Annotated in this window: 16 protein-coding genes; 7 read left to right on the forward strand and 9 right to left on the reverse strand. The window is 63.8% G+C overall.

Going from position 1 to position 19,194, the window contains the following annotated elements:
* Nucleotides 1-9: 9 nt before the first annotated feature.
* The 8 genes from gcvH to speB all read right to left on the reverse strand — a co-directional run bounded on the left by gcvH (nt 10) and on the right by speB (nt 9,959).
* Entirely contained in the window at nt 10-387 is a 378-nt protein-coding gene (gene gcvH, locus N805_RS10400) for a glycine cleavage system protein GcvH (protein WP_028613685.1), read from the reverse strand.
* Nucleotides 388-648: 261 nt separating this feature from the next.
* Nucleotides 649-2,181 (reverse strand): sigma-54-dependent transcriptional regulator, encoded by a 1,533-nt coding sequence (locus N805_RS10405; RefSeq protein WP_028613684.1) that lies wholly within the window; start codon nt 2,179-2,181, stop codon nt 649-651.
* Nucleotides 2,182-2,274: 93 nt separating this feature from the next.
* On the reverse strand, nt 2,275-3,699 hold the full coding sequence (cycA, locus tag N805_RS10410) for a D-serine/D-alanine/glycine transporter (protein WP_028613683.1): 1,425 nt from the start codon (nt 3,697-3,699) through the stop codon (nt 2,275-2,277).
* Nucleotides 3,700-4,028: 329 nt separating this feature from the next.
* Nucleotides 4,029-5,717, reverse strand: a complete 1,689-nt coding sequence (gene betA / locus N805_RS10415; RefSeq protein ID WP_028613682.1) for a choline dehydrogenase — start codon at nt 5,715-5,717, stop codon at nt 4,029-4,031.
* A 4-nt stretch (nt 5,718-5,721) separates the two neighbouring features.
* Entirely contained in the window at nt 5,722-7,191 is a 1,470-nt protein-coding gene (locus N805_RS10420; protein ID WP_028613681.1) for a cytosine permease, read from the reverse strand.
* Entirely contained in the window at nt 7,188-7,367 is a 180-nt protein-coding gene (locus N805_RS10425; protein WP_016500197.1) for a hypothetical protein, read from the reverse strand. The genes N805_RS10420 and N805_RS10425 overlap by 4 nt, the downstream gene beginning before the upstream one ends.
* 96 nt (nt 7,368-7,463) lie before the next feature.
* Complete coding sequence (locus N805_RS10430) at nt 7,464-8,972, reverse strand: aldehyde dehydrogenase family protein (protein WP_028613680.1); 1,509 nt, start codon at nt 8,970-8,972, stop codon at nt 7,464-7,466.
* Between the two features lie 15 nt (nt 8,973-8,987).
* Nucleotides 8,988-9,959 carry an agmatinase gene (speB, locus tag N805_RS10435; RefSeq protein WP_016486208.1) on the reverse strand — a complete coding sequence of 324 codons (972 nt, stop codon included), beginning with the start codon at nt 9,957-9,959 and terminating at the stop codon, nt 8,988-8,990.
* Between the two features lie 267 nt (nt 9,960-10,226).
* On the opposite strand from speB, the gene N805_RS10445 reads away from it, so the two are divergent.
* Complete coding sequence (locus N805_RS10445) at nt 10,227-11,141, forward strand: LysR family transcriptional regulator (RefSeq protein ID WP_028613678.1); 915 nt, start codon at nt 10,227-10,229, stop codon at nt 11,139-11,141.
* Between the two features lie 9 nt (nt 11,142-11,150).
* On the opposite strand, the gene N805_RS10450 is transcribed toward N805_RS10445, so the two are convergent.
* Complete coding sequence (locus N805_RS10450; RefSeq protein ID WP_028613677.1) at nt 11,151-12,038, reverse strand: LysR family transcriptional regulator; 888 nt, start codon at nt 12,036-12,038, stop codon at nt 11,151-11,153.
* A 95-nt stretch (nt 12,039-12,133) separates the two neighbouring features.
* On the opposite strand from N805_RS10450, the gene N805_RS10455 reads away from it, so the two are divergent.
* The 6 genes from N805_RS10455 to N805_RS10480 are packed head-to-tail and all read left to right on the forward strand — an operon-like array spanning nt 12,134 to nt 19,001.
* On the forward strand, nt 12,134-13,576 hold the full coding sequence (locus tag N805_RS10455) for an aldehyde dehydrogenase family protein (RefSeq protein WP_028613676.1): 1,443 nt from the start codon (nt 12,134-12,136) through the stop codon (nt 13,574-13,576).
* Between the two features lie 13 nt (nt 13,577-13,589).
* A complete protein-coding gene (locus tag N805_RS10460; protein ID WP_028613675.1) occupies nt 13,590-14,576 on the forward strand; it encodes a dipeptidase in 987 nt (328 codons plus the stop codon).
* A gap of 55 nt (nt 14,577-14,631) precedes the next feature.
* On the forward strand, nt 14,632-16,182 hold the full coding sequence (locus N805_RS10465) for a BCCT family transporter (RefSeq protein WP_028613674.1): 1,551 nt from the start codon (nt 14,632-14,634) through the stop codon (nt 16,180-16,182).
* A gap of 26 nt (nt 16,183-16,208) precedes the next feature.
* Nucleotides 16,209-17,903 carry a hypothetical protein gene (locus tag N805_RS10470; protein WP_028613673.1) on the forward strand — a complete coding sequence of 565 codons (1,695 nt, stop codon included), beginning with the start codon at nt 16,209-16,211 and terminating at the stop codon, nt 17,901-17,903.
* 2 nt (nt 17,904-17,905) lie between these two features.
* Nucleotides 17,906-18,601, forward strand: coding sequence for a DUF3726 domain-containing protein (locus N805_RS10475; RefSeq protein ID WP_028613672.1), 696 nt, complete (start codon nt 17,906-17,908; stop codon nt 18,599-18,601).
* Nucleotides 18,602-18,629: 28 nt separating this feature from the next.
* Nucleotides 18,630-19,001, forward strand: coding sequence for a RidA family protein (locus tag N805_RS10480; protein ID WP_028613671.1), 372 nt, complete (start codon nt 18,630-18,632; stop codon nt 18,999-19,001).
* Nucleotides 19,002-19,194 lie beyond the last annotated feature (193 nt).

Consider the following 19,194-nt stretch of genomic DNA (forward strand, 5'->3'; position numbering starts at 1 on the left):
CACCCCGGTTCAGGCGTTGTCGGCCAGGAAGCGGTCGTAGCCGTCCTGGTCCATCAGGCTATCGAGGTCAGCAGGGTTGCTGGCCTGGATACGGAAGAACCAGCCGTCCTGCATCGGCGAGGCGTTGATCAGCTCAGGGTCGTCGGCCAGTGCCTGGTTGACTGCCACCACCGTGCCTTTCACCGGCATGGTGATGTTGCTGGCGGCCTTTACCGACTCGAGCACCGCGACTTCCTTGCCTTCCCCGTACTCACCAGGCTCCGGCAGTTGCACGAACACCACGTCACCCAGGGCCTGCTGGGCATAGCTGGTGATGCCGACGGTCAGCTCGCCGGTCGCTTCCAGACGCAGCCATTCGTGTTCGGGCGTAAAACGCAGAGTGCTCATGGACGTTCCTCTCTTGTTATCGGGTGGGTCCCTGTGCGGGACTGCCAGATACAAGAGCAAGGGCGATGCCAACTCAATATTTTCTATATTTATCAGTATGTTAGAACATTCAGCAGAAGGTTTCGAAGTACCTGCGCCGGAGCGTATTCGCTCCACCGCCAGCGCCCGGCAATCACCTATTGTGGGGCCAGCCACTGGATGCGGGCGCCACAGCAAAACGGAGCGCAATCACTCCAGTGGAGCGCATTCGAACCGGGTCAGCTACGAGGCCCGGCTGGCGATGCCGTACTTGCGCAGGCGCTGACCGATGGCCGTGTGGGAAGTCTGCAGCCGCACGGCCAGTTGCCGGGTCGAGGGGTAGCTCTCGTACAAGTTCTCCAGCAAGGCCTTTTCAAAGGCCTGCACGGCCGCCTCCAGGCTGACGATTTCCGCCCCCTCGGCCTGCTGACTGCTCAATGCGGTGCCGGCCAGTTCCAGGTCGTCGCAGTCGATCAGCTCGCCTTCACTGATGGCTGCTGCGCGGAAAATCACGTTCTGCAACTGGCGCACATTGCCTGACCAGCGATTGCCCAGCAGCAGCGGATGGGTGGCCAGCGCCAGGCGGCAGGGTGAGCGCTGTATCTGCGCACAGGCCTGGCGCAGGAAATGTTCGGCCAGCAGCAGAATGTCCTTGCCCCGCTCGCGCAGGGGCGGCACCTTCAGGTTGAGCACGTTCAGCCGGTAGTACAGGTCTTCGCGAAAACTGCCCTCCATCACCATGTTTTCCAGGTTACGGTGGGTGGCACAGACCACCCGCACATTCACCCGCACCTCATTGCCACCCCCCACCCGGCGAAAACTGCCGTCGTTGAGAAAGCGCAGCAGCTTGGCCTGCAGGTAGGGCGACATCTCGCCCACTTCATCGAGAAACACCGTTCCGCCATCGGCCAGCTCCAACAGGCCCGGCTTGCCACCGCGCTGGGCGCCGGTAAAGGCGCCGGCGGCGTAGCCGAACAGCTCGCTTTCGGCCAGGCTTTCGGGCAGCGCTGCGCAGTTCAGCGCCAGGAATGACGTATCGCGCCGGGCACTGAGCGCATGGCAGGCACGGGCCACCAGCTCCTTGCCTGTACCGGTCTCGCCCTGGATCAGCAACGGCGCCTCCAGGCTCGCCACTTTGTGCAAGCGCGCCTTGAGCGCCTGCAGCGCGGCCGATTCCCCCAGCAACGCCCCAAGCCCTTCACCGTTGTCATGCAGCAGCGAGGCCAGGCGCTCGCCGATGCGGCTGGGTGGGTACAGGGTCAGCAAGCCGCCCACCAGGCCTTCGGCGCCGCCGCTGATGGGCGTGGCCTCCAGCAGCAGGGACTGGCCCTGAAAGCTCACCTCGCACATGGGCAGGCGAAAACCCTTGTCGATCAGGTTCTGCGCCAGGTTCGGTTCGGCAAACAGCTTGCTCAAAGGCTCACCCGCCGGCTCGTGGCCCACCAGGCTGACCAGCGTCGGGTTGGCCAGCAGCACATGGCCAGTGGGGTCCACTGCCAGCACCGGGTCGCTCATGGCGGCCAGCAAGGCCTCCAGCTGCAAGCGCCGGCGGTGGCCGGGCAGGAAGTCGACCAGCGACACCTCCTGCACACCGTCCACCCCCAACAAGGCGGCATACAGTTCATCCAGCACGACCGGGGACAGCGTCGGGGCATCGATGTAGACGTTGGGCGGAATCATTTCCACCGCGTCCAGGTTGAGGTTGCGCGCCCCGAGCAGCGACAGGATTTCCTGGGTGATGCCGACACGGTCGACAAAGTTGACGTGGATTCTCATCTAAGCTCCTCAGCCAAAATCCCTGTTTGGCAAAAAGACAACAAGGGGCCAGCGCAGCGCGCCGTCCCCTTGGGCAACACATGAATGTGCCGGTCAATCAGCGTCAAACGACAACTGCGCTGTCGCCTGTTTTTTCTGGCGGATGGACCGGTACGCCAGGCCCAGCACGGCAAACCACACCGGCACCAGGTACAACGCCATGCGGGTGTCGGCCTCCAGGGCCAGCAATGCCAGGATGAAGGCGAAGAACGCCAGGCATACCCGGCACATCACGGTGCCGCCCGGCATCTTGTACTTCGACGCCTGGTGCAACGGGTCGCGCTGCTTGCGGTACGCCAGGTACGACAGCAGGATGATCGACCAGACAAACATGAACAGCAGTGCCGATACCGTGGTAATCAGCGTGAAGGCATCGAGCATGTTCGGCACCAGGTAGATCACCAGCGCCCCGCCGGTCAGGCACACACACGAGAAGATCAGGCCGTTGGAGGGCACGGCACGGCGGGACAGTGCGCCGAACTTGCCAGGCGCATCACCGTCCATCGCCAGGCCATAAAGCATGCGGCTGGTAGAGAACACGCCGCTGTTGGCCGACGACATGGCCGAGGTCAGTACCACGAAGTTGATGATGCCTGCGGCTGCCGGCAGGCCGGCCAGCACGAACAACTCGACGAAGGGGCTCTTGTTTGCCACCACTTCACGCCACGGGGTAACGGCCATGATGGCGATCAGCGCCAGCACATAGAATACGATGATGCGCACCGGAATCGAGTTGATCGCCCGCGGCAGGTTGCGCTCCGGGTTCTTGGTTTCGGCCGCAGTGGTGCCCACCAGCTCGATGCCGACGAAGGCAAACACCGCAATCTGAAAGCCCGCAAAAAAGCCCATGGCGCCGTGGGGGAACATCCCGCCGTCGTTCCACAGGTTGGCCAGCGCTGCGGCATACCCGGCCGGCGACTGATAGGCCGCCGCCACCATGTAGAAGCCGGTGCAGACCAGCGCGCAAATGGCCACGATCTTGATCATGGCGAACCAGAACTCCATTTCCCCGAACATCTTGACCGTCATCAGGTTCAGCGTCAGCAACAGCCCCACGCAGGTCAGCGCCGGTATCCACAATGGCATGTCCGGGAACCAGAATTGTGTATAGGCAGAAATGGCAATCACATCGGCAATGCCGGTGACAATCCAGCAGAACCAGTAGGTCCAGCCGGTAAAGAACCCCGCCCACGGCCCTAGCAGGTCGGCAGCAAAGTCGATGAACGATTTGTAGTGCAAGTTGGACAGCAACAGCTCGCCCATTGCGCGCATGACGAAGAACAGCATGAAGCCGATGATCATGTAGACAAAGATGATGGAAGGCCCGGCCAGGCTGATGGTCTTGCCAGAGCCCATGAACAGGCCGGTGCCGATGGCACCGCCGATGGCGATCAGCTGGATATGGCGGTTGGACAGGTTGCGTTTGAGTTCGTGTGCGTCACCTTCAGGCGGGCAGTGACCGTGCGGCAAGTTATTCATTGTTATGTACCTTGCTAGTTTAATTGTTTTTATAACGTCACAAGTTCAACCCTCGGGGCCGGATGAACAACGTTCAGTGCCGAGCGAGTGCAAGGTCGGGAGCAAGGTCTGTGCCAAGCGCAAATACTGCTAGTTAGAGGGGTTCTAACGAAAAGAGGCTGTACCGGCTGTAAAGAAGTCACTCCATCTATTTGTGTCAATCAGGCCCTTGAGCTGCCCGAGGCATCGCCAGCGCTGTACTTGCACGCCATGTATCGAAATCATTCCAATGGAGCGCATTCAGTCCGCCAAGTTGACGCGGTCGGGGTAGGAGCGCGTCAACCGGTAGTTTAACGGACAGGCATCTCGCGCACCGGCTTGCGGCTACGCTGCTCTTCTTCCCAGCCCCCCACCAGCCCAACCGGCACATCAGCCGGTGCCAGCGGCTGCCGCCCGCGCACCAGGTCGGCGGCGCGCTCGGCCAGCATGATGGTCGGGGCGTTGAGGTTGCCATTGGGCTCGCTCGGGAACACCGAGGAGTCAATGACCCGCAGCCCCTGCAAGCCGTGTACACGCAACGCAGAGTCCACCACCGCCATGTCATCCTCGCCCATGCGGCACGAGCCGCACGGGTGCATGGTGCTTTCCATGTTGGCGCGCACGAAGGCGTCGATTTCTTCGTCAGTCTGCACCTGCGGCCCCGGCGCCAGCTCTTCGCCGCGGTAGCGGTCCATGGCCGGCTGGGCGATGATCTCGCGGGTCAGCCGCACGCAGCGGCGGAAGCCCTCGCGGTCCTCTTCGCTCGCCAGGTAGTTGAAGCGGATTTGCGGGTGCTGGTACGGGTCGGCCGACAACGCCCGCACATGGCCCCGGCTCTTGGGCTTGTTGGGCCCGGTCAGTACCATGAAACCATGCCCCTTGAACGGCTTGTCGCCGTCGTAGCGCATGGCCGCCGGCAGGAAGTGAAACTGGATGTCCGGCCAGCGCAGGCCCTTGGACGAACGGATGAAACCGCCCGCCTCGAAGTGGTTGCTGGCCCCCAGGCCGTCCTTGAACAGCAACCAGCGCAAGCCGATCAGGGCCTTGCCCAGCAGGTTCATCTTGCCGTTGAGGGTTACCGGCTCCTTGCACGCATACTGGATGTAGATTTCCGAGTGGTCCTGCAGGTTCTCGCCCACCCCAGGCAAGTCGTGGCGCACCTCGATACCGGCGCTTTTCAGCACCGCAGCCGGGCCGATGCCGGAGCGCTGCAGCAAGTGCGGCGAACCGATCGGGCCAGACGCCACCAGCACCTCGCGGTTGCACATGACTTTGTGCGTCTGCCCGCCCTGGTCGTACTCCACGCCCACCGCCCGCTTGCCCTCCAGCAAGATGCGCCGGGTCATCGCATGGGTGATCACGGTCAGGTTCGGCCGGCTCATGGCCGGGCGCAGGTAGGCATTGGCGGTGGACCAGCGCACGCCATCCTTCACCGTCATGTGCATGGCACCAAAGCCTTCCTGCATGTAGCCGTTGCAGTCGTCGGTCTTGATGTAGCCGGCCTCGGCACCTGCTTCGACCCAGGCGCCGTACAGCGGGTTTTGCATGTTGTTGCCGTTGTTGGTCGACAGCGGCCCCGCCCCGCCCCGGTAGTCGTCACCACCGAATTTGTATTGCTCGGCCCGTTTGAAATACGGCAGGCAATTGCGGTAGCTCCAGTTTTTCGCGCCCAGGCTTTCCCACTCATCGAAGTCACAGGCATGGCCACGGATGTACACCAGGCCATTGATCGACGACGAACCGCCCAGCACCTTGCCCCGTGGGCAGTGCAGGCGCCGGTTGTCGAGGTGCGGCTCGGCCACGGTCTCGTAGTGCCAGTTGTACTTTTTGGTGTTCATCGGCAAGGAGAACGCACTGGGCATCTGGATCAGCACGCTGCGGTCGCTGCCGCCGAACTCCAGTACCAGTACCGAAGTACCGGCGTCTTCGCTGAGGCGGTTGGCCAACACGCAGCCGGCCGAGCCCGCACCGATGATGATGTAGTCGTATCGCTTGGTCATTGTTCTAGTCCTGTGCGCGAAGGCCTACGGCCTCGATATTGCGTGCATTACGCTTTGGGTAGCCGCCCCAACCCAGGCGCGCTGCCAGCAGTCGGGTCAGGCCGTAGTGCACCAGCCCGGCCAGCAGGCAGGACGGTAGCGAGGCCGTGGCGAAGGTGAAGAAGTCGGTATGGGCCAGGGTTTGCGGGTTGAATACCACCACGTAGACCGCAAAGCCCGCCACCAGCGCCACCAGTGCGATGGGGTTGAAGCCTTTGCAGTAGCGCAAGGGCGACACGCTCTGTTCGGCGTAGATATGCCGCAGGTTCAGGCGCTGCTTGCGCAGGAAGAAGTAATCGGCGATGCCGATACCGGCCAGGGCGCTGTTGAGGGCAGAGGTCCACACCAGGAAGATGAAGAACCCATCGTAAATACCCGGCAGCAACACCACGATCACCACCGGGATGATGCAGAACAGCGCGATCAACACCCCCCAACCCACACTGCGCAGGCGTTCGCCTGCCAGCTGGCGCAAGCCGATCACTGCGGTGTAGAGGATGTTGACCATGCCGGTCAGGTTGGCCAGCGCCAGGAAACTCAAGGCGATGATACCGAAGCCCATGCCACCGGCCAGGCGCATCCACGCCGTGGGGTCGCTGCTGCCCAGGGTGGTGGCCGCGAACAGGCTGACCGACTCACCCAGTGAAGCGGCGCCGAAGATGCCCACCAGGTTGGGCCAGAAGGCCGTACGCTGGTTGCTGCACAGGCGCGACAGGTTGCCGATGTAGGGCCACCACGAAAAGCCCGCAGCAATGTTGATTTCCACCGCGACCATGAAGTTGACGTGCGGGTTCTCGAATGGTGGCTGCAAGGGCGGCATGGCCAGCAGTTCGTCGAGGCTGTAGCGCCGGGAAATGAAGTACATCAGTGCCAGCATGATCAGGATCAGGCTGGGTGCGATCACCGCGCTCAGGCGGCGGATCATGTCCGGCCCGCGCACGGCAACCAGCGCCGCCAGCACAATGGCCAGCAAGGCCCCGGCGGTTACCAGCCAACCGTCTGCGCCGGGCTGGCGCTGTTGCACCAGGGTCTCGAGGTTGTCCAGCGCCCGCCCGCACATCAGCCCCAGCACCGCCAGCCACCCCATGGTCAGCACCACCACCGAGAGGAAGTAGACCAGGCGGCTGCCATTGAGGCCGAACATGCTGCGCAGGAAGGTGAACTGCTCGACGCCGTACTTGCCACAGGGCAGGCAGGTGGACGAGGCAGCCAGCACCACGCCGATGATGTTGCCGATGATGATCGCCGCAATCCCTTGCAAGGGCCCGACGAACAGCGCCGTGGCGCCGCCGATCAGGAACACCCAGGTGGCCACCGCCAGCGCCGAGTTGGCGTACGCAAAGCCCCAGAAGCCCCAGACCCGCTCACCGGGTAGCAAGGGGGTGTCGCCACGTTCCGCACCCAGGCGAAACTCCTGCTCGCGGGAGGCGCTCATGGCTGGCCTCCCAGGTAGTACGCGCCAGCAATCATCACCAGCACCAGCAGGGTAAGTGCAACCACGTCAGCCGCCGTCAAGGCGCCCGGCCACTGCACACGCTTTTCCAACTCCTCGTAGGCGCACAGGCGCCTTTCCAGGTCCTGCGCACGCTCCACATCCACTTGGCTGTTCATCGGCATCACCTCGACAGGTTCTTGTTCTTGAAATTCGATGCTTGATTGAACCTGCGTCGCTCGCCAAACCTCAGCGACGCAGACAGGCCCTGAACCTCAGGGCAAGGTGATCCAGACCGCCTTGGTCTCCAGCAGAAACTCCAGTTGTTCCGCGCCCAGGTCCTTGCCATAGCCCGACTGCTTGTAGCCACCGAACGGCATGGCCGGGTCGAGGGTGCTGTGGGCATTGACGTACACGGTACCGGCCCGCAACTGCGGGATCAGCCCGTGCACCCTGCCCAGGTCGTTGGAGTAGATCGCCGCGGCCAGGCCGAACAGCGAGTCGTTGGCCAGGGCCAGGGCCTGCTCCTGGGTATCGAACGGCTGGGTGACCAGCACCGGGCCAAAGATTTCCTCGCTGACGATGCGCATGTCGTTGCGGCAGTGGGCAAAGATCGTCGGCTGCACGTAAAAGCCTGGGCCGTCCAGCGGCTCGCCGCCATAGTGCACCTGCGCGCCTTCGGCCTTGCCCAGGGCGATGTAGTCCAGCACCCGCTGCTGCTGTTGCTGCGACACCATGGGGCTGATGAAACACTCAGGGTCGAGCCCCGGGGCGATCTTCAACGTCGCGGTGTAGCGCGCCAGCGCTTCGAGAAATGCCGGGTAGACACTGCGCTCTATGTAAGCACGGGTACCGGCGTCGCACACTTGCCCAGAATTGAAAAATACGCCGTTGGCCACGGCTTGCGCCGCCGCCTCGATGTCCGCGTCGGCAAACACGATCACCGGCGACTTGCCGCCCAGTTCGAGGGTGAGGCGCTTCATCTGGTCCATCGCCGTCTTGCCCACCGTACAACCCACCGGGGTAGAGCCGGTAAAGCTCAGCTTGTCGATGCCCGGGTGGCTGGACATCGCCTGGCCGACCACGCTGCCGCGCCCGGTCACGATGTTCACTACCCCGTCGGGAACGCCTGCCGCCTGTACCAGTTCGGCAAAGCGCAGTGCCGACAGCGAGGTCAGCTCCGCCGGCTTGACCACCACGGTGCAGCCGGTGGCCAGCGCTGCGCCCAGTTTCCAGGCCATGGTTTGCAGCGGGAAGTTCCACGGCACGATGGCGCCGACCACCCCTACCGCTTCCTTGCGGGTGTATGCCAGGTAATTGCCTGGTAGCGAAGGCTCGACGGTGCGGCCATGAATCTTGCTGGCCCAACCGGCGAAATAACGCAGGGTGTCGACCGTGCCCTGAATGTCGACGGCACGCGCCTGCACCACCGACTTGCCCATGTCGATGGCTTCGATCTGCGCCAGTTCGTCGCCGTGGGTTTCGATCAGGTCGGCCAGGCGATGGATCAGGCGTTCGCGCTCCAGCGGTTTCAGCTGGCTCCAGGCGCCACCATCGAACTGCGCACGCGCGGCGCGCACCGCACGGTCAAGGTCATCTGCGGTACCCATGGGGATGCGCGTCAGTACCCCTTCGGTAGAGGGCTCGACCACCTCGGCGCTGCCACCGTCGCTGGCCTCCAGCCAGGCACCCCCGATGAACATGCGCTGCGGCTTGCTGAGAAAGCGCTGGGTCGCCTCGCTAACACCGAAGGCCTGCAAATAGGCTTTTACCTTGTTGTCCACAGTACAGTCTCCGGGTCAGCGTGCTTTGGCGCGCGCGTGGAAAATGAAGCCGATGCTGTTCATCAGCAGTTGTGCGGCAAGGATCGAGGTCATGCCGGTGGGGTCGTAGGCCGGGGCCACTTCGACCAGGTCCATGCCGACAATGCGGCCGTGGCTGCGCTTGGCCAGCGCCTGAATGATTTCCAGCACTTCGTAGTAAAGGAACCCGCCATGGCTCGGCGTGCCGGTGCCAGGGGCGATGGAGGGGTCGAAGCCGTCGATGTCGATGGTGATGTAGTAGTTGCGCCCTTCCGGGATTTTCGCCAGCACGCCTTCGCAGCCCAGGCGGCGAACGTCACGCACCGAAAGAATCTGCGAGCCGGCCTCGCGAGCGGCGTCGTAGTCGTCGCGGTTGGATGACGACACGTTGCGGATACCCATCTGGGTCATGCCGACGATGTGATCCAGCTCCGAGGCGCGGCGCAGGGGGCTGCCGTGGCCATAGCGCACGCCATGGCGCTCGTCGACGAAGTCCAGGTGGGCATCGAAATGCACGATGTGGATCGGCCCATGGCCTTCGAACGCCTTGATCACCGGGGCATGCACCGAATGGTCACCGCCCAGTACCACCGGCATGGCGCCGGCTGCGAGGATCTGCCTGACGGCCGCCTCGATGTTGGCGTTGCTGCTGACCATGTCGGTGTGCACGATGTCGGCATCGCCTACATCGACCATGCGCACCTGGTCTTCGGTCAGGTAGGTGGCGTCATCCTCGAAGTCGTAGGCACCGGCATGGCCGAAGGAAAACAGGGTGGATGCCTCGCGAATGCCACGCGGCCCGAAACGCGCCCCTGAACGCCACTGGGTGCCCATGTCATTAGGCGCGCCCAAAATCGCCACATCGGCGTCGATAGCCTCCCAGTCGGTGCACACCGGCGCCTTGGCGAACGTGCAATGGCCCACGAAGGGCAGGTTCAGGCGGCCGGACTCGTAACCGTGTTTTGCCATGTTCTGGTTTCTCCACTTCTTGTTGTATGTCAGGAGACGGGGCGACTGCTCGACCACCGTTGCAGCCACTATGGCAACCACCAGGGCAGGGAAAAATGCGCAAGTGCAGATACATACATCGCCCCTTCCGATGTATCCGAAGGCAATGCGGGCGGAGAACGCCAGGCATTGCAGCGGCCTGGCACTCATGGTTAGCTTGCGCAACAAGAACAATGCACGGGCGCTCATATCAGCACGGGCGATGTGAGGCCCGGCCGGGAGGCTACGGTGATCCAGCTCCACGATGTCGACCTGAAGCTGCTCAGGGTATTCACCACTATCGTCCGGTGCGGCGGCTTTTCTGCGGCGCAGGCGGCACTCAATGCCGGCCAGTCGACCATCAGCGAACAGATGACGCACCTGGAAACCCGCCTTGGGGTCAAGCTATGCCAACGCGGGCGCAGCGGCTTTCGCCTGACCGAGCAAGGGGTGGCGATCCATGAGGCAACCTTGCGCCTGCTCAGTGCCGTGGAGAGCTTTTGCCTGGACGCCGACGTGCTCAAGCAGCACATCAGCGGCAAGCTCAACCTGGGCATCATCGACTCCACCCTGACCGACCCCGTCTCGCCGCTACCGCGCACCACCCAGCGCTTTGTTTCACGTGGGCATGATGCCCACCTGCACATCTACATCGGTGCCCCGGCAGAACTCGAAGAACGCGTGCTGGATGGCAGGCTGCACCTGGCCATCGGCCATTTCCCGTTACGGGTGGCTGGCTTGTCCTACCTGCCGCTGTATGACGAGGCCCTGGGGCTTTACTGTGGCCGGCGCCACCCGTTGTTCGCCAGCAATGCAGCCAACGGCCGGCTGATGGAAGACGTGCGCCAGAGCCGTATCGTGGTGCGCGGCTACATGCAGCAGTACGACCTGGAGCAACTGGGCATCTCCAAGGCCGACGCAACGGTGGAGAACATCGAGGCAGCGGCGATCCTGATCATTTCCGGCGCCTACATCGGTTTTTTGCCCGTGCACTTTGCCGAGCAGTGGGTCAAGACGGGCGAAATGCGTCGCCTGGGGGCCAGCACGTTGGACCTCAGCTCACCCTTCGAGGTGGTTACCCGGCGCGGTGTGTCGCGCCCGCCCATCCTCCAGGCGTTTCTGGAGGACCTGGCGGCCTGCACCAGCCAGCCCGGGGTGCCATGAGCCGCAGGCTCAGCCGGCTTGGGCCAGTTGCACCTGCAAAAACGCCATCAATGCCCCCGCCGCAGGTGACAAGCTGCGCCCCTTGCGGGTGAGCATGCCGATATGCCGCTCGACCTTGGGCTCCACAAGCGGTACGAACGCCAGCTTGTCGTTCTCCTGCGGAAAGGCGAGATACGGCAAGGTGCTGATCCCCACCCCCTCCTCCAGCATGGCGATCAACGAAATCATGTTGGAGATGAACAGCCGGCTGTGCGCCAGCAAACCCTCGGCCTCGGTGCCTGCCAGCAGTTGCGAAGTGCCATTGCGGATCATCGGCACGCCCTGCAACTGCGCCCAGTGCAGCGGATCACCCGCCTGCGCCAATGGGTGGTCGCTACGGCACACCACGCCCACCTGATCGTTCACGATCGGGGCGAATTCGAGCTGTTCATCGTCCATCCACAAGCTGCTGATGCCGAAGTCCACCTGCCCTTGGGCCAGCAACTGCTGCACACGTTCGGCGGTGCCATCCTGGATGCTGACCTGCACGTTGGGGTGCGCGGCTACAAAGCGGGCCAGCGGCCCTGGCAGCATGCGGCTGGCCACCGAAGGCACCGTGGCGATGCTGACCTGGCCGATTTCATGCCGGGCAAGCAGCGTGGCTTCACGGGCGATACGGTCATGGTGCTCGATCAAACCGCGAAACAACGGCAGGCAATGCTCGCCGAAGGGCGTCAGCTCTACCCGCCCCCCGCCCTTCTCGACCAATGCCTGGCCCAGCTTCTGCTCCAGTTCACGCACGGCCAGGGATATCGCCGGCTGGGTGCGAAAGGCCTGGCGGGCGGCGGCGTGGAAGCTCTTGAGTTCGGCGACCAGTACGAAGTAGCGCAACTGGGCGATCTTCAGCTCGGGCAACATGGTTAGCATTCCTTATCAAAGCATTTTTTTTATTAATTTTTATTTGCTGCATATTGCTCGCATCATGAATGCCATGCAAACAGAGGCGTTCATCCATGTCACACAAGACCTACAACAACTACATTGATGGCCAGTGGTGCGAAGGCCACACCACCCAGGGCAACTACAGCCCCTCGGACACCGGCGACCTGATCGGCCAGTACCATCAGGCCAGCGCCGAACAGGCCCGCCAGGCCATCCAGGCCGCCCGCGCCGCACAACCGCAGTGGGCCGCCAGCGGCCTGGAAGCCCGTCAGCAAATCCTGATGGCCATTGGCGACGAATTGCTTGCGCGCAAGGAAGAGCTCGGCGAGCTGCTCTCGCGAGAAGAAGGCAAGCCCCTGGCCGAAGGCATCGGCGAGGTCAACCGCAGCGGCCAGTTCTTCCATTACTACGCCGCCGAAGTACTGCGCCAGATGGGCGAGACCGCCGCCTCGGTGCGCGCCGGGGTCGACATCGAAGTGCATCGCGAACCGGTGGGTGTGGTGGGCATCATCACCCCATGGAACTTCCCCATGGCCACCGCCGCCTGGAAAATCGCCCCGGCCCTGGCCTTCGGCAACGCCGTGGTGTTCAAGCCGGCCAACCTGGTGCCGGCCAGTGCCTGGGCACTCACCGAGATCATCAGCCGCCAGGGCCTGCCAAGCGGCACCTTCAACCTGGTAATGGGCAGCGGCGCCGAGGTCGGCGAAGCGCTGGTGCAGTCCGCCGACATCGATGCCCTGACGTTCACCGGTTCGCTGCAGACTGGCCGGCGCGTGGCGGTCGCCACCGCAGGTAACCTGGTGCGCTGCCAGCTGGAAATGGGCAGCAAGAATGCCCTCGTGGTCATGGACGACGCCGACCTGGACCTCGCCGTGGAATGCGCGCTCAACGGCGCCTTCTTCGGCACCGGGCAGAAGTGCACCGCGTCGTCGCGGCTGATCGTCTGCGAAGCCATCCACGACCGTTTCGTCGAGGCTTTGCGCCTGCGCATGCGCCAGCTCAAGGTCGGCCATGCCCTTCAGGCCGGCGTGCAGATCGGCCCGGTGGCCGACGCGCGCCAGCTGGAACAGAACCTGGCCTACCTGGAGCTGGCCCAGGCCGAAGGCGCCACCCTGATTGAAGGTGGCGAACGCCTGCAACTGGAGAGCGACGGCTACTACATGCGCCCGGCGCTGTTCATCGACAGCCGCAATGACATGCGCATCAACCGCGAGGAAGTGTTCGGGCCCATCGCCTGCGTGATCCGCGTGCGCGACTTTGAAGAGGCAGTGGCCACGCTCAACGACACCGAATACGGCCTCACTGCCGGCATCATCACCCAGTCGCTGCGCCACGCCAGCCACTTCAAGCGCCGCGCCCAGACCGGCTGCGTGATGGTCAACCTGCCTACCGCCGGCACCGATTACCACGTGCCGTTCGGCGGCCGCAAAGCCTCCAGTTTCGGCCCACGGGAACAGGGCCAGTACGCCCGTGACTTCTACACCGTGGTCAAGACCACCTACCTGCGGCCCTGAAGGAGTACACGCCATGCACGACCTCTTGATGATCGACGGCCTGCAGTACTCCAACTGGAGCCCGGAAATATTCCAGCAGATGCAGGCCGGTGGCCTGAGCGCGGTGCACGCCACCATCGCCTACCACGAGAACGCCCGCGAAACCCTGTCGCGCCTGGGCGAATGGAACCGCCGCTTCGAGACCTGGCCCGAGCTGATCCGCCCGGTGCGTACGGCCAGCGACATCCGCCTGGCGCACGAGGAAGGCCGGGTGGGGATATTCTTCGGCTTCCAGAACTGCTCGCCGATCGAGGACGACATCGCCCTGGTGGAAGTCTTCCGCCAGCTCGGGGTGTTCGTCATGCAGCTGACCTACAACAACCAGAGCCTGCTGGCCAGCGGCTGCTATGAGCGCGAAGACAACGGCATCAGCCGCTTCGGCCGCCAGGTGATCGCCGAAATGAACCGCGTCGGCATGCTCATCGACATGTCCCACAGCGCCGAGCGCAGCACGCTGGAGGCCATCGAGCTGTCGAGCCGACCGGTGATCATCTCCCACGCCAACCCGGCCAGCTTCCACGCGGCCAAGCGCAACAAGTCCGACGCGGTGCTGCGCGGCATCGCTGAATCCGGCGGGCTGCTGGGCTTCAGCACCTACCCGTTCCACCTCAAGGGGGCCTCGGGCTGCAGCCTGCAAAGCTTCTGCGACATGGTCGCGCGCACCGCCGACCTGATGGGCGTGGAGCATATCGGCATCGGCACCGACCTGTGTCAGGCGCAACCGCTGGCCGTGCTGGAATGGATGCGCAACGGCCGCTGGAGCAAGGACAAGGACTACGGCGAAGGCTCCAAGGACAACGCCAACTGGCCGGCGCCCTTGCAGTGGTTCCGCGACAGCCGCGACTTCGGCAACATCGCCCAGGGCCTGCGCGCCCGTGGCTTTGCCGAACAGGACGTGGCCAACATCATGGGGCTGAACTGGTTGCGCCTGCTGGAGACCGCCACCACGGCACAGGCCTGAGCCCCTTGCACGGACAGCATCAACAATAACAACAATCGCAGGTTCCGGAGGCTTCATGAAAAACCCAACCACCGTGCAGGCTGAAGGCCAGGCCATGGGCCTGCCAATGGCCCGCGACATCGACTGGCCGCTGTTCCTGATCAGCGGCGGGTTCCTTGGCGCATTCCTGCTGGCGGCGCTGATCGACATCGACAGCGTGTCGGCGCTGGTCAACACGCTTTTCGCCTGGTCGACCAAAGCCTTTGGCCTCTATTGGCAAGTGCTGATGCTGGCAACCTTCGCCGTCAGCCTGTTCATCGGCTTTTCCAGATGCGGGCGCGTACGCCTGGGCGGCGTTACCCAGCGCCCAGACATCAGCACCTTCAACTGGATCGCGGTGATCATGTGCGCCCTGCTGGCAGGTGGCGGCGCCTTCTGGGCCGCTGCCGAACCCATGATGCACTTTGCCAGCCCGCCGCCCTTGTTCGCCGGCTTGCAACCGCACAGCGAAGCGGCGGCCACCGCGGCACTGGCGCAATCGTTCGTGCACTGGGGCTTTCTGGCCTGGGCCGTGCTGGGCAGCCTGCTGGCAATCGTGCTGATGCACCTGCACTACGACAAGGGCCTGCCTCTGGCGCCGCGCACGCTGCTTTACCCGCTGTTCGGCGAGCGGGCGCTCAAGGGCCCGATCGGCACCCTGGCCGACGCCACCTCGATCATCGCCGTGGTCGCCGGCACCATCGGCCCGATCGGCTTTCTCGGCTTGCAGATCAGCAGCGCCATGCATGCGGTGTGGGGCTTGCCCAACGATATCGTCACCCAGGCGCTGACCATCGTCCTGGTCACGGCGATGTACACCGTCTCGTGCCTGGTGGGCCTCAAAGGCATCCGTTTTGTCAGCGAGATCAACGTCTGGCTGATGATCGGCCTGGCACTGTTCATGGTGGTATTCGGGCCGACGCTGTTCATCCTCGGCAGTTTCCCGGCGGCCTTTGCCGAGCATGTGGAACACTTCCTGCCGATGGCGATGTTCCGCGCCGACCCCAAGTGGCTGGACTGGTGGACGGTGTTCTACTGGGGCTGGTTCATCGGCTACGCGCCCATGGTGGCACTGTACGTCGCGCGGATCTCGCGCGGCCGCACCATTCGCGAGATCATCATGACACTGTCGATCATCGCGCCGCTGGTGACCATGTTCTGGTTCACCGTGGTCGGCGGCACCGGTATCGGCCTGGAGCTGCAAACGCCAGGCATCGTCACCGCCCACGGCACCCAGCCCGAGGACCTGCTGCTGGGGGTGACACAGAACCTGCCACTGGGGGGCCTGATCAGCGCGCTGTTCCTGTTCCTGAGCTTCATCTCGGTGGCCACCAATGGCGATGCCATGGCCTTCACCGTGGCGCTGGCGATGTCCAGCAACGATAAACCGAAAAAATGGCTGTGCGGTTTCTGGGCCATCGGCATGGGCCTGGCAGCGGTGGTGCTGATCACCATTGGCGCAGGCGGCGTGACAGCCCTGCAGTCCTTCATTGTCATTACCGCGGTGCCGGTGTCGCTGGTGATTCTGCCAGCGTTGTGGGATGCAGTGCGCATCGCCCGGCACATGGCCCGCGAACAAGGCGTCTGAACATGATCCATCCAGGTACAACAACAATGTCCGACAACGTGCCTGCAATACCCGCGTTGCGCCCTGCCAGCCAGGTCATGGACCTGGCCCGGCTGGGCAGCCACTTCCAGAGCCCGCTGAGCTTCGTGCGTAGCAGCATGCGGCGGATGATGCAGCAGCACTGGCATATCCAGCGCAGTTGCTTCGACCTTGACGGCCAAGGCTTCGGCACCGCTATCTATCGCATCGACACGCCGCATGGCCATTACCACTGCGTGATCTTCTCAGCCTACCTGCCGCCGGAAAAGCGCAGCGACCGGGTCATCGCTGACCAGTGGGATGTTACCTTCGTGCTGGTGAATGGTGATGTCGATGCTGCACAACTGGCCGACCTTCAGCGTAACGTGCCGCTGCAGGAGGCGGGCCGCTTCGATGCCCGCGTGCTCGTGCTGTCACGGGCCAACCGCAGCCTGCGCAATTTCGACCGGTTTCTGGCGGCGCTGGCGGAGGGTCACCAGCCCGACCCGCAGCAACTGGCTGAAGTTGGCTACCTGTACCGCACCACGGCGGTGTACGGCAACGGCAAGTTCGGCATCGCCGACTTTGGCTGCCTGCAAGACAACCCGGACTTCAGCCAGCCGTTCAGCGCGCAGATGTTCACGGTCTACCTGCTGCGCCACTTCAGCATCGAGCAGATCAACCACATGGCCCAGGCGCTCGACCCGCAGCGGGCAGTGCAACTGGCCCCGCCCCTGCAACGTTACCTGGGGGTCGGCAACGCGACCGGGTTGGGCATGGCCCCGTTCCTGATCAACCACCCGCAGCTGGTGGAACGCTGGATCAGCACCCGGGAAACCGCCCTGGCCCTGGTGTTGGCGCAGCCGGCCGACCCTGACCGGTTGGTGCGCCTGCAGGCACTGCTGGCACGCGCCCGCCTGCATTTGGAACAGTCCCGGACCGAAGACCAGCGCCAGCATGAGCAGAACCTGCAAACCTTGGCCGAGCTTGCTTTACTGACCACCTGGCTTGGCGCACAAGCCACCGACGCAGGCCTTTGGTCGCGCCTGCTGGCCTGGGCTGAGACACAGGCGGGGGTGGGCTGTCAGGAACTGCTGGCAAGCCTGCTGCTGGAGCTGTACCCCGAGCAGGTCACGCCACTGGCCGAGCACATGGGCGTCAACGAAAGCTGGCAGCTGGACGCGCAGATGCCCCTCGGGCAACTGCGCCAGCTCATCGAGCAGCAGTACGGCTGGGCGCTGGAGTACGACTTCAGTGCCGTGGATGCCGAGCACTTCTTCTGGTACCGATCGGCCGAGAAAGAGGAGCCGCGCCTGGGCATGCGCGCCGAGGAACCGGGGGCCGAAAAAGAAATGCAGCTGGGCATTGCCCGTAATATCCAGCAGTGCCACGCCGCACTGCTGAAGCACCTGCAGCTGGAGCCTCAGGCGCTGACCGCGCACTTTCTGATCGCCCAACCGGCGTTCAAGGGCACGGTGCGCCGCCTGCAAGGCATGGCTCAGACGACCTACGGCGAAATCCGCGCCAACCTGCTGGCCCGGGACATGCTGCCGATTCACCTGCTGCGCTGCAAACTGGCGTTTTTCGGCGCGGGCAAGTTCGACCCCAAGTCGAGCCGCTGGGTGCGTATAACGCTGTTCCAGGGCGCACCGCTGGTGAGCGACATCGGCCAGCCATTCGCTGACGACTGGAATTTTGCGGTCATGCCGCAAGGGGAACTTTGACCATGCGCGTATCGCTTAACGAAATACAGGTGATGTGCCGCAAGGCATTCGAAGGCATGGGCTTCGCCCCCGGCGACTGCGAGGACGCCGCCGAGCTGGTGGGCTGGCTGCAATTGCAAGGGCTCGATGGCGTAGGTGCGCTGGAGAAGGCCCTGCTCTACCTGCAAGCCGAAGCTGCCAGGCCGTACACCCTGAGCCACGAGGATAACGCCCTGCTGGTGATCGACGCCAAGGGCCAGAGCGTGTTGCGCTGCGCCGCCACAGTGGTGGAACTGGCGGTAGCCAAAGCCATGCGCAGTGGTCAGGCCGAGCTGCGCATCCGCCACTGCCACAACCGCTTGCTGCTGCTGGGTTACCTGAACCGGGCAGCAGTGCAGGGGCTGCATGTGCAAGCCCGCTGGGAGGATGCCCGTCAGTGCCACCTGGCCGACTTTACCGCCGGGATCCAGCGCCCGGCACTGCTCAGTGAAGCCCGGCCCGGCGCCATTGACGCGGCCGAGCAAAGCGTCACGGTGCTGTTCAGCCGGCCTGGCCAGACCGCAACGGCGCCAGCCAACCCGCAGAGCACCTTGCAGCAGGGTTTTACAGTCAACGACCACACCTGGCAACGGCTAAAACAGCTGGCCGAACACATCCTCGTCGAAAGCACCGATGCCTCGCGCCGCCACGGCGCAGGCGGCGGCAGCGATGCTGACTGAAGCCGCTCATCACTCAGGAAACCAGCGTATGAAACATGCAATCAAGACCGAGCTGTTCGCCTCTCGGGCCCCTCTGGAATGGGCGGTAGTCGGCAACGGTACGCTCTACACCGCCCAGATCCCCATCGACGCACAGGGCCAGGTGGTTGCTGGCGGCATCGAGGCGCAGGCCCGCCAGACACTGGACAACCTGCGCCATACCCTGGAAGCCGCCGGCAGTTCGCTGGATGCCGTGACCCAGGTGCTGATCTACGTGACCGACCGCCAATACCTGGCCACCGTCAACAGCCTGTATGCCGACTACTTCCAGGCCCCCTACCCTAACCGCGCGGCAATCGTAGTGGCGGGGTTGGCACGTGAAGAAATGCTGGTGGAGCTGGTGGTGTACGCCTGCCTTTGAGGGCCTTGAGGCGCTCGCCTGGAGGTTTTCAGCGTCTGTGCGATCGAGCGCCGCGCGGGCGGCGCTCGATATACGCACCACATAAACCCCAAGACATGCACCCGGAACACTTCCTTTTTTCCGCGCCAGGCACCGGCCCGTGCCCCATCTCGGTTCAAAACCCTCTCCCTGATCAAAACCGCCCTTTTTTGAT

The organism is Pseudomonas putida S13.1.2 (assembly GCF_000498395.2).
In the GTDB taxonomy this organism is placed as follows: Bacteria; Pseudomonadota; Gammaproteobacteria; order Pseudomonadales; family Pseudomonadaceae; genus Aquipseudomonas; species Aquipseudomonas putida_Q.

Coding starts and splice junctions, on each gene's coding strand:
- N805_RS10475 (WP_028613672.1), top strand. CDS start 17,906: ATGCGCGTATCGCTTAACGAAATACAGGTGATGTGCCGCAAGGCATTC.
- N805_RS10425 (WP_016500197.1), bottom strand. CDS start 7,367: ATGAACAGCCAAGTGGATGTGGAGCGTGCGCAGGACCTGGAAAGGCGC.
- N805_RS10465 (WP_028613674.1), top strand. CDS start 14,632: ATGAAAAACCCAACCACCGTGCAGGCTGAAGGCCAGGCCATGGGCCTG.
- betA (WP_028613682.1), bottom strand. CDS start 5,717: ATGACCAAGCGATACGACTACATCATCATCGGTGCGGGCTCGGCCGGC.
- N805_RS10455 (WP_028613676.1), top strand. CDS start 12,134: ATGTCACACAAGACCTACAACAACTACATTGATGGCCAGTGGTGCGAA.
- cycA (WP_028613683.1), bottom strand. CDS start 3,699: ATGAATAACTTGCCGCACGGTCACTGCCCGCCTGAAGGTGACGCACAC.
- N805_RS10405 (WP_028613684.1), bottom strand. CDS start 2,181: ATGAGAATCCACGTCAACTTTGTCGACCGTGTCGGCATCACCCAGGAA.
- speB (WP_016486208.1), bottom strand. CDS start 9,959: ATGGCAAAACACGGTTACGAGTCCGGCCGCCTGAACCTGCCCTTCGTG.
- N805_RS10480 (WP_028613671.1), top strand. CDS start 18,630: ATGAAACATGCAATCAAGACCGAGCTGTTCGCCTCTCGGGCCCCTCTG.
- gcvH (WP_028613685.1), bottom strand. CDS start 387: ATGAGCACTCTGCGTTTTACGCCCGAACACGAATGGCTGCGTCTGGAA.
- N805_RS10420 (WP_028613681.1), bottom strand. CDS start 7,191: ATGAGCGCCTCCCGCGAGCAGGAGTTTCGCCTGGGTGCGGAACGTGGC.
- N805_RS10460 (WP_028613675.1), top strand. CDS start 13,590: ATGCACGACCTCTTGATGATCGACGGCCTGCAGTACTCCAACTGGAGC.
- N805_RS10450 (WP_028613677.1), bottom strand. CDS start 12,038: ATGTTGCCCGAGCTGAAGATCGCCCAGTTGCGCTACTTCGTACTGGTC.
- N805_RS10470 (WP_028613673.1), top strand. CDS start 16,209: ATGTCCGACAACGTGCCTGCAATACCCGCGTTGCGCCCTGCCAGCCAG.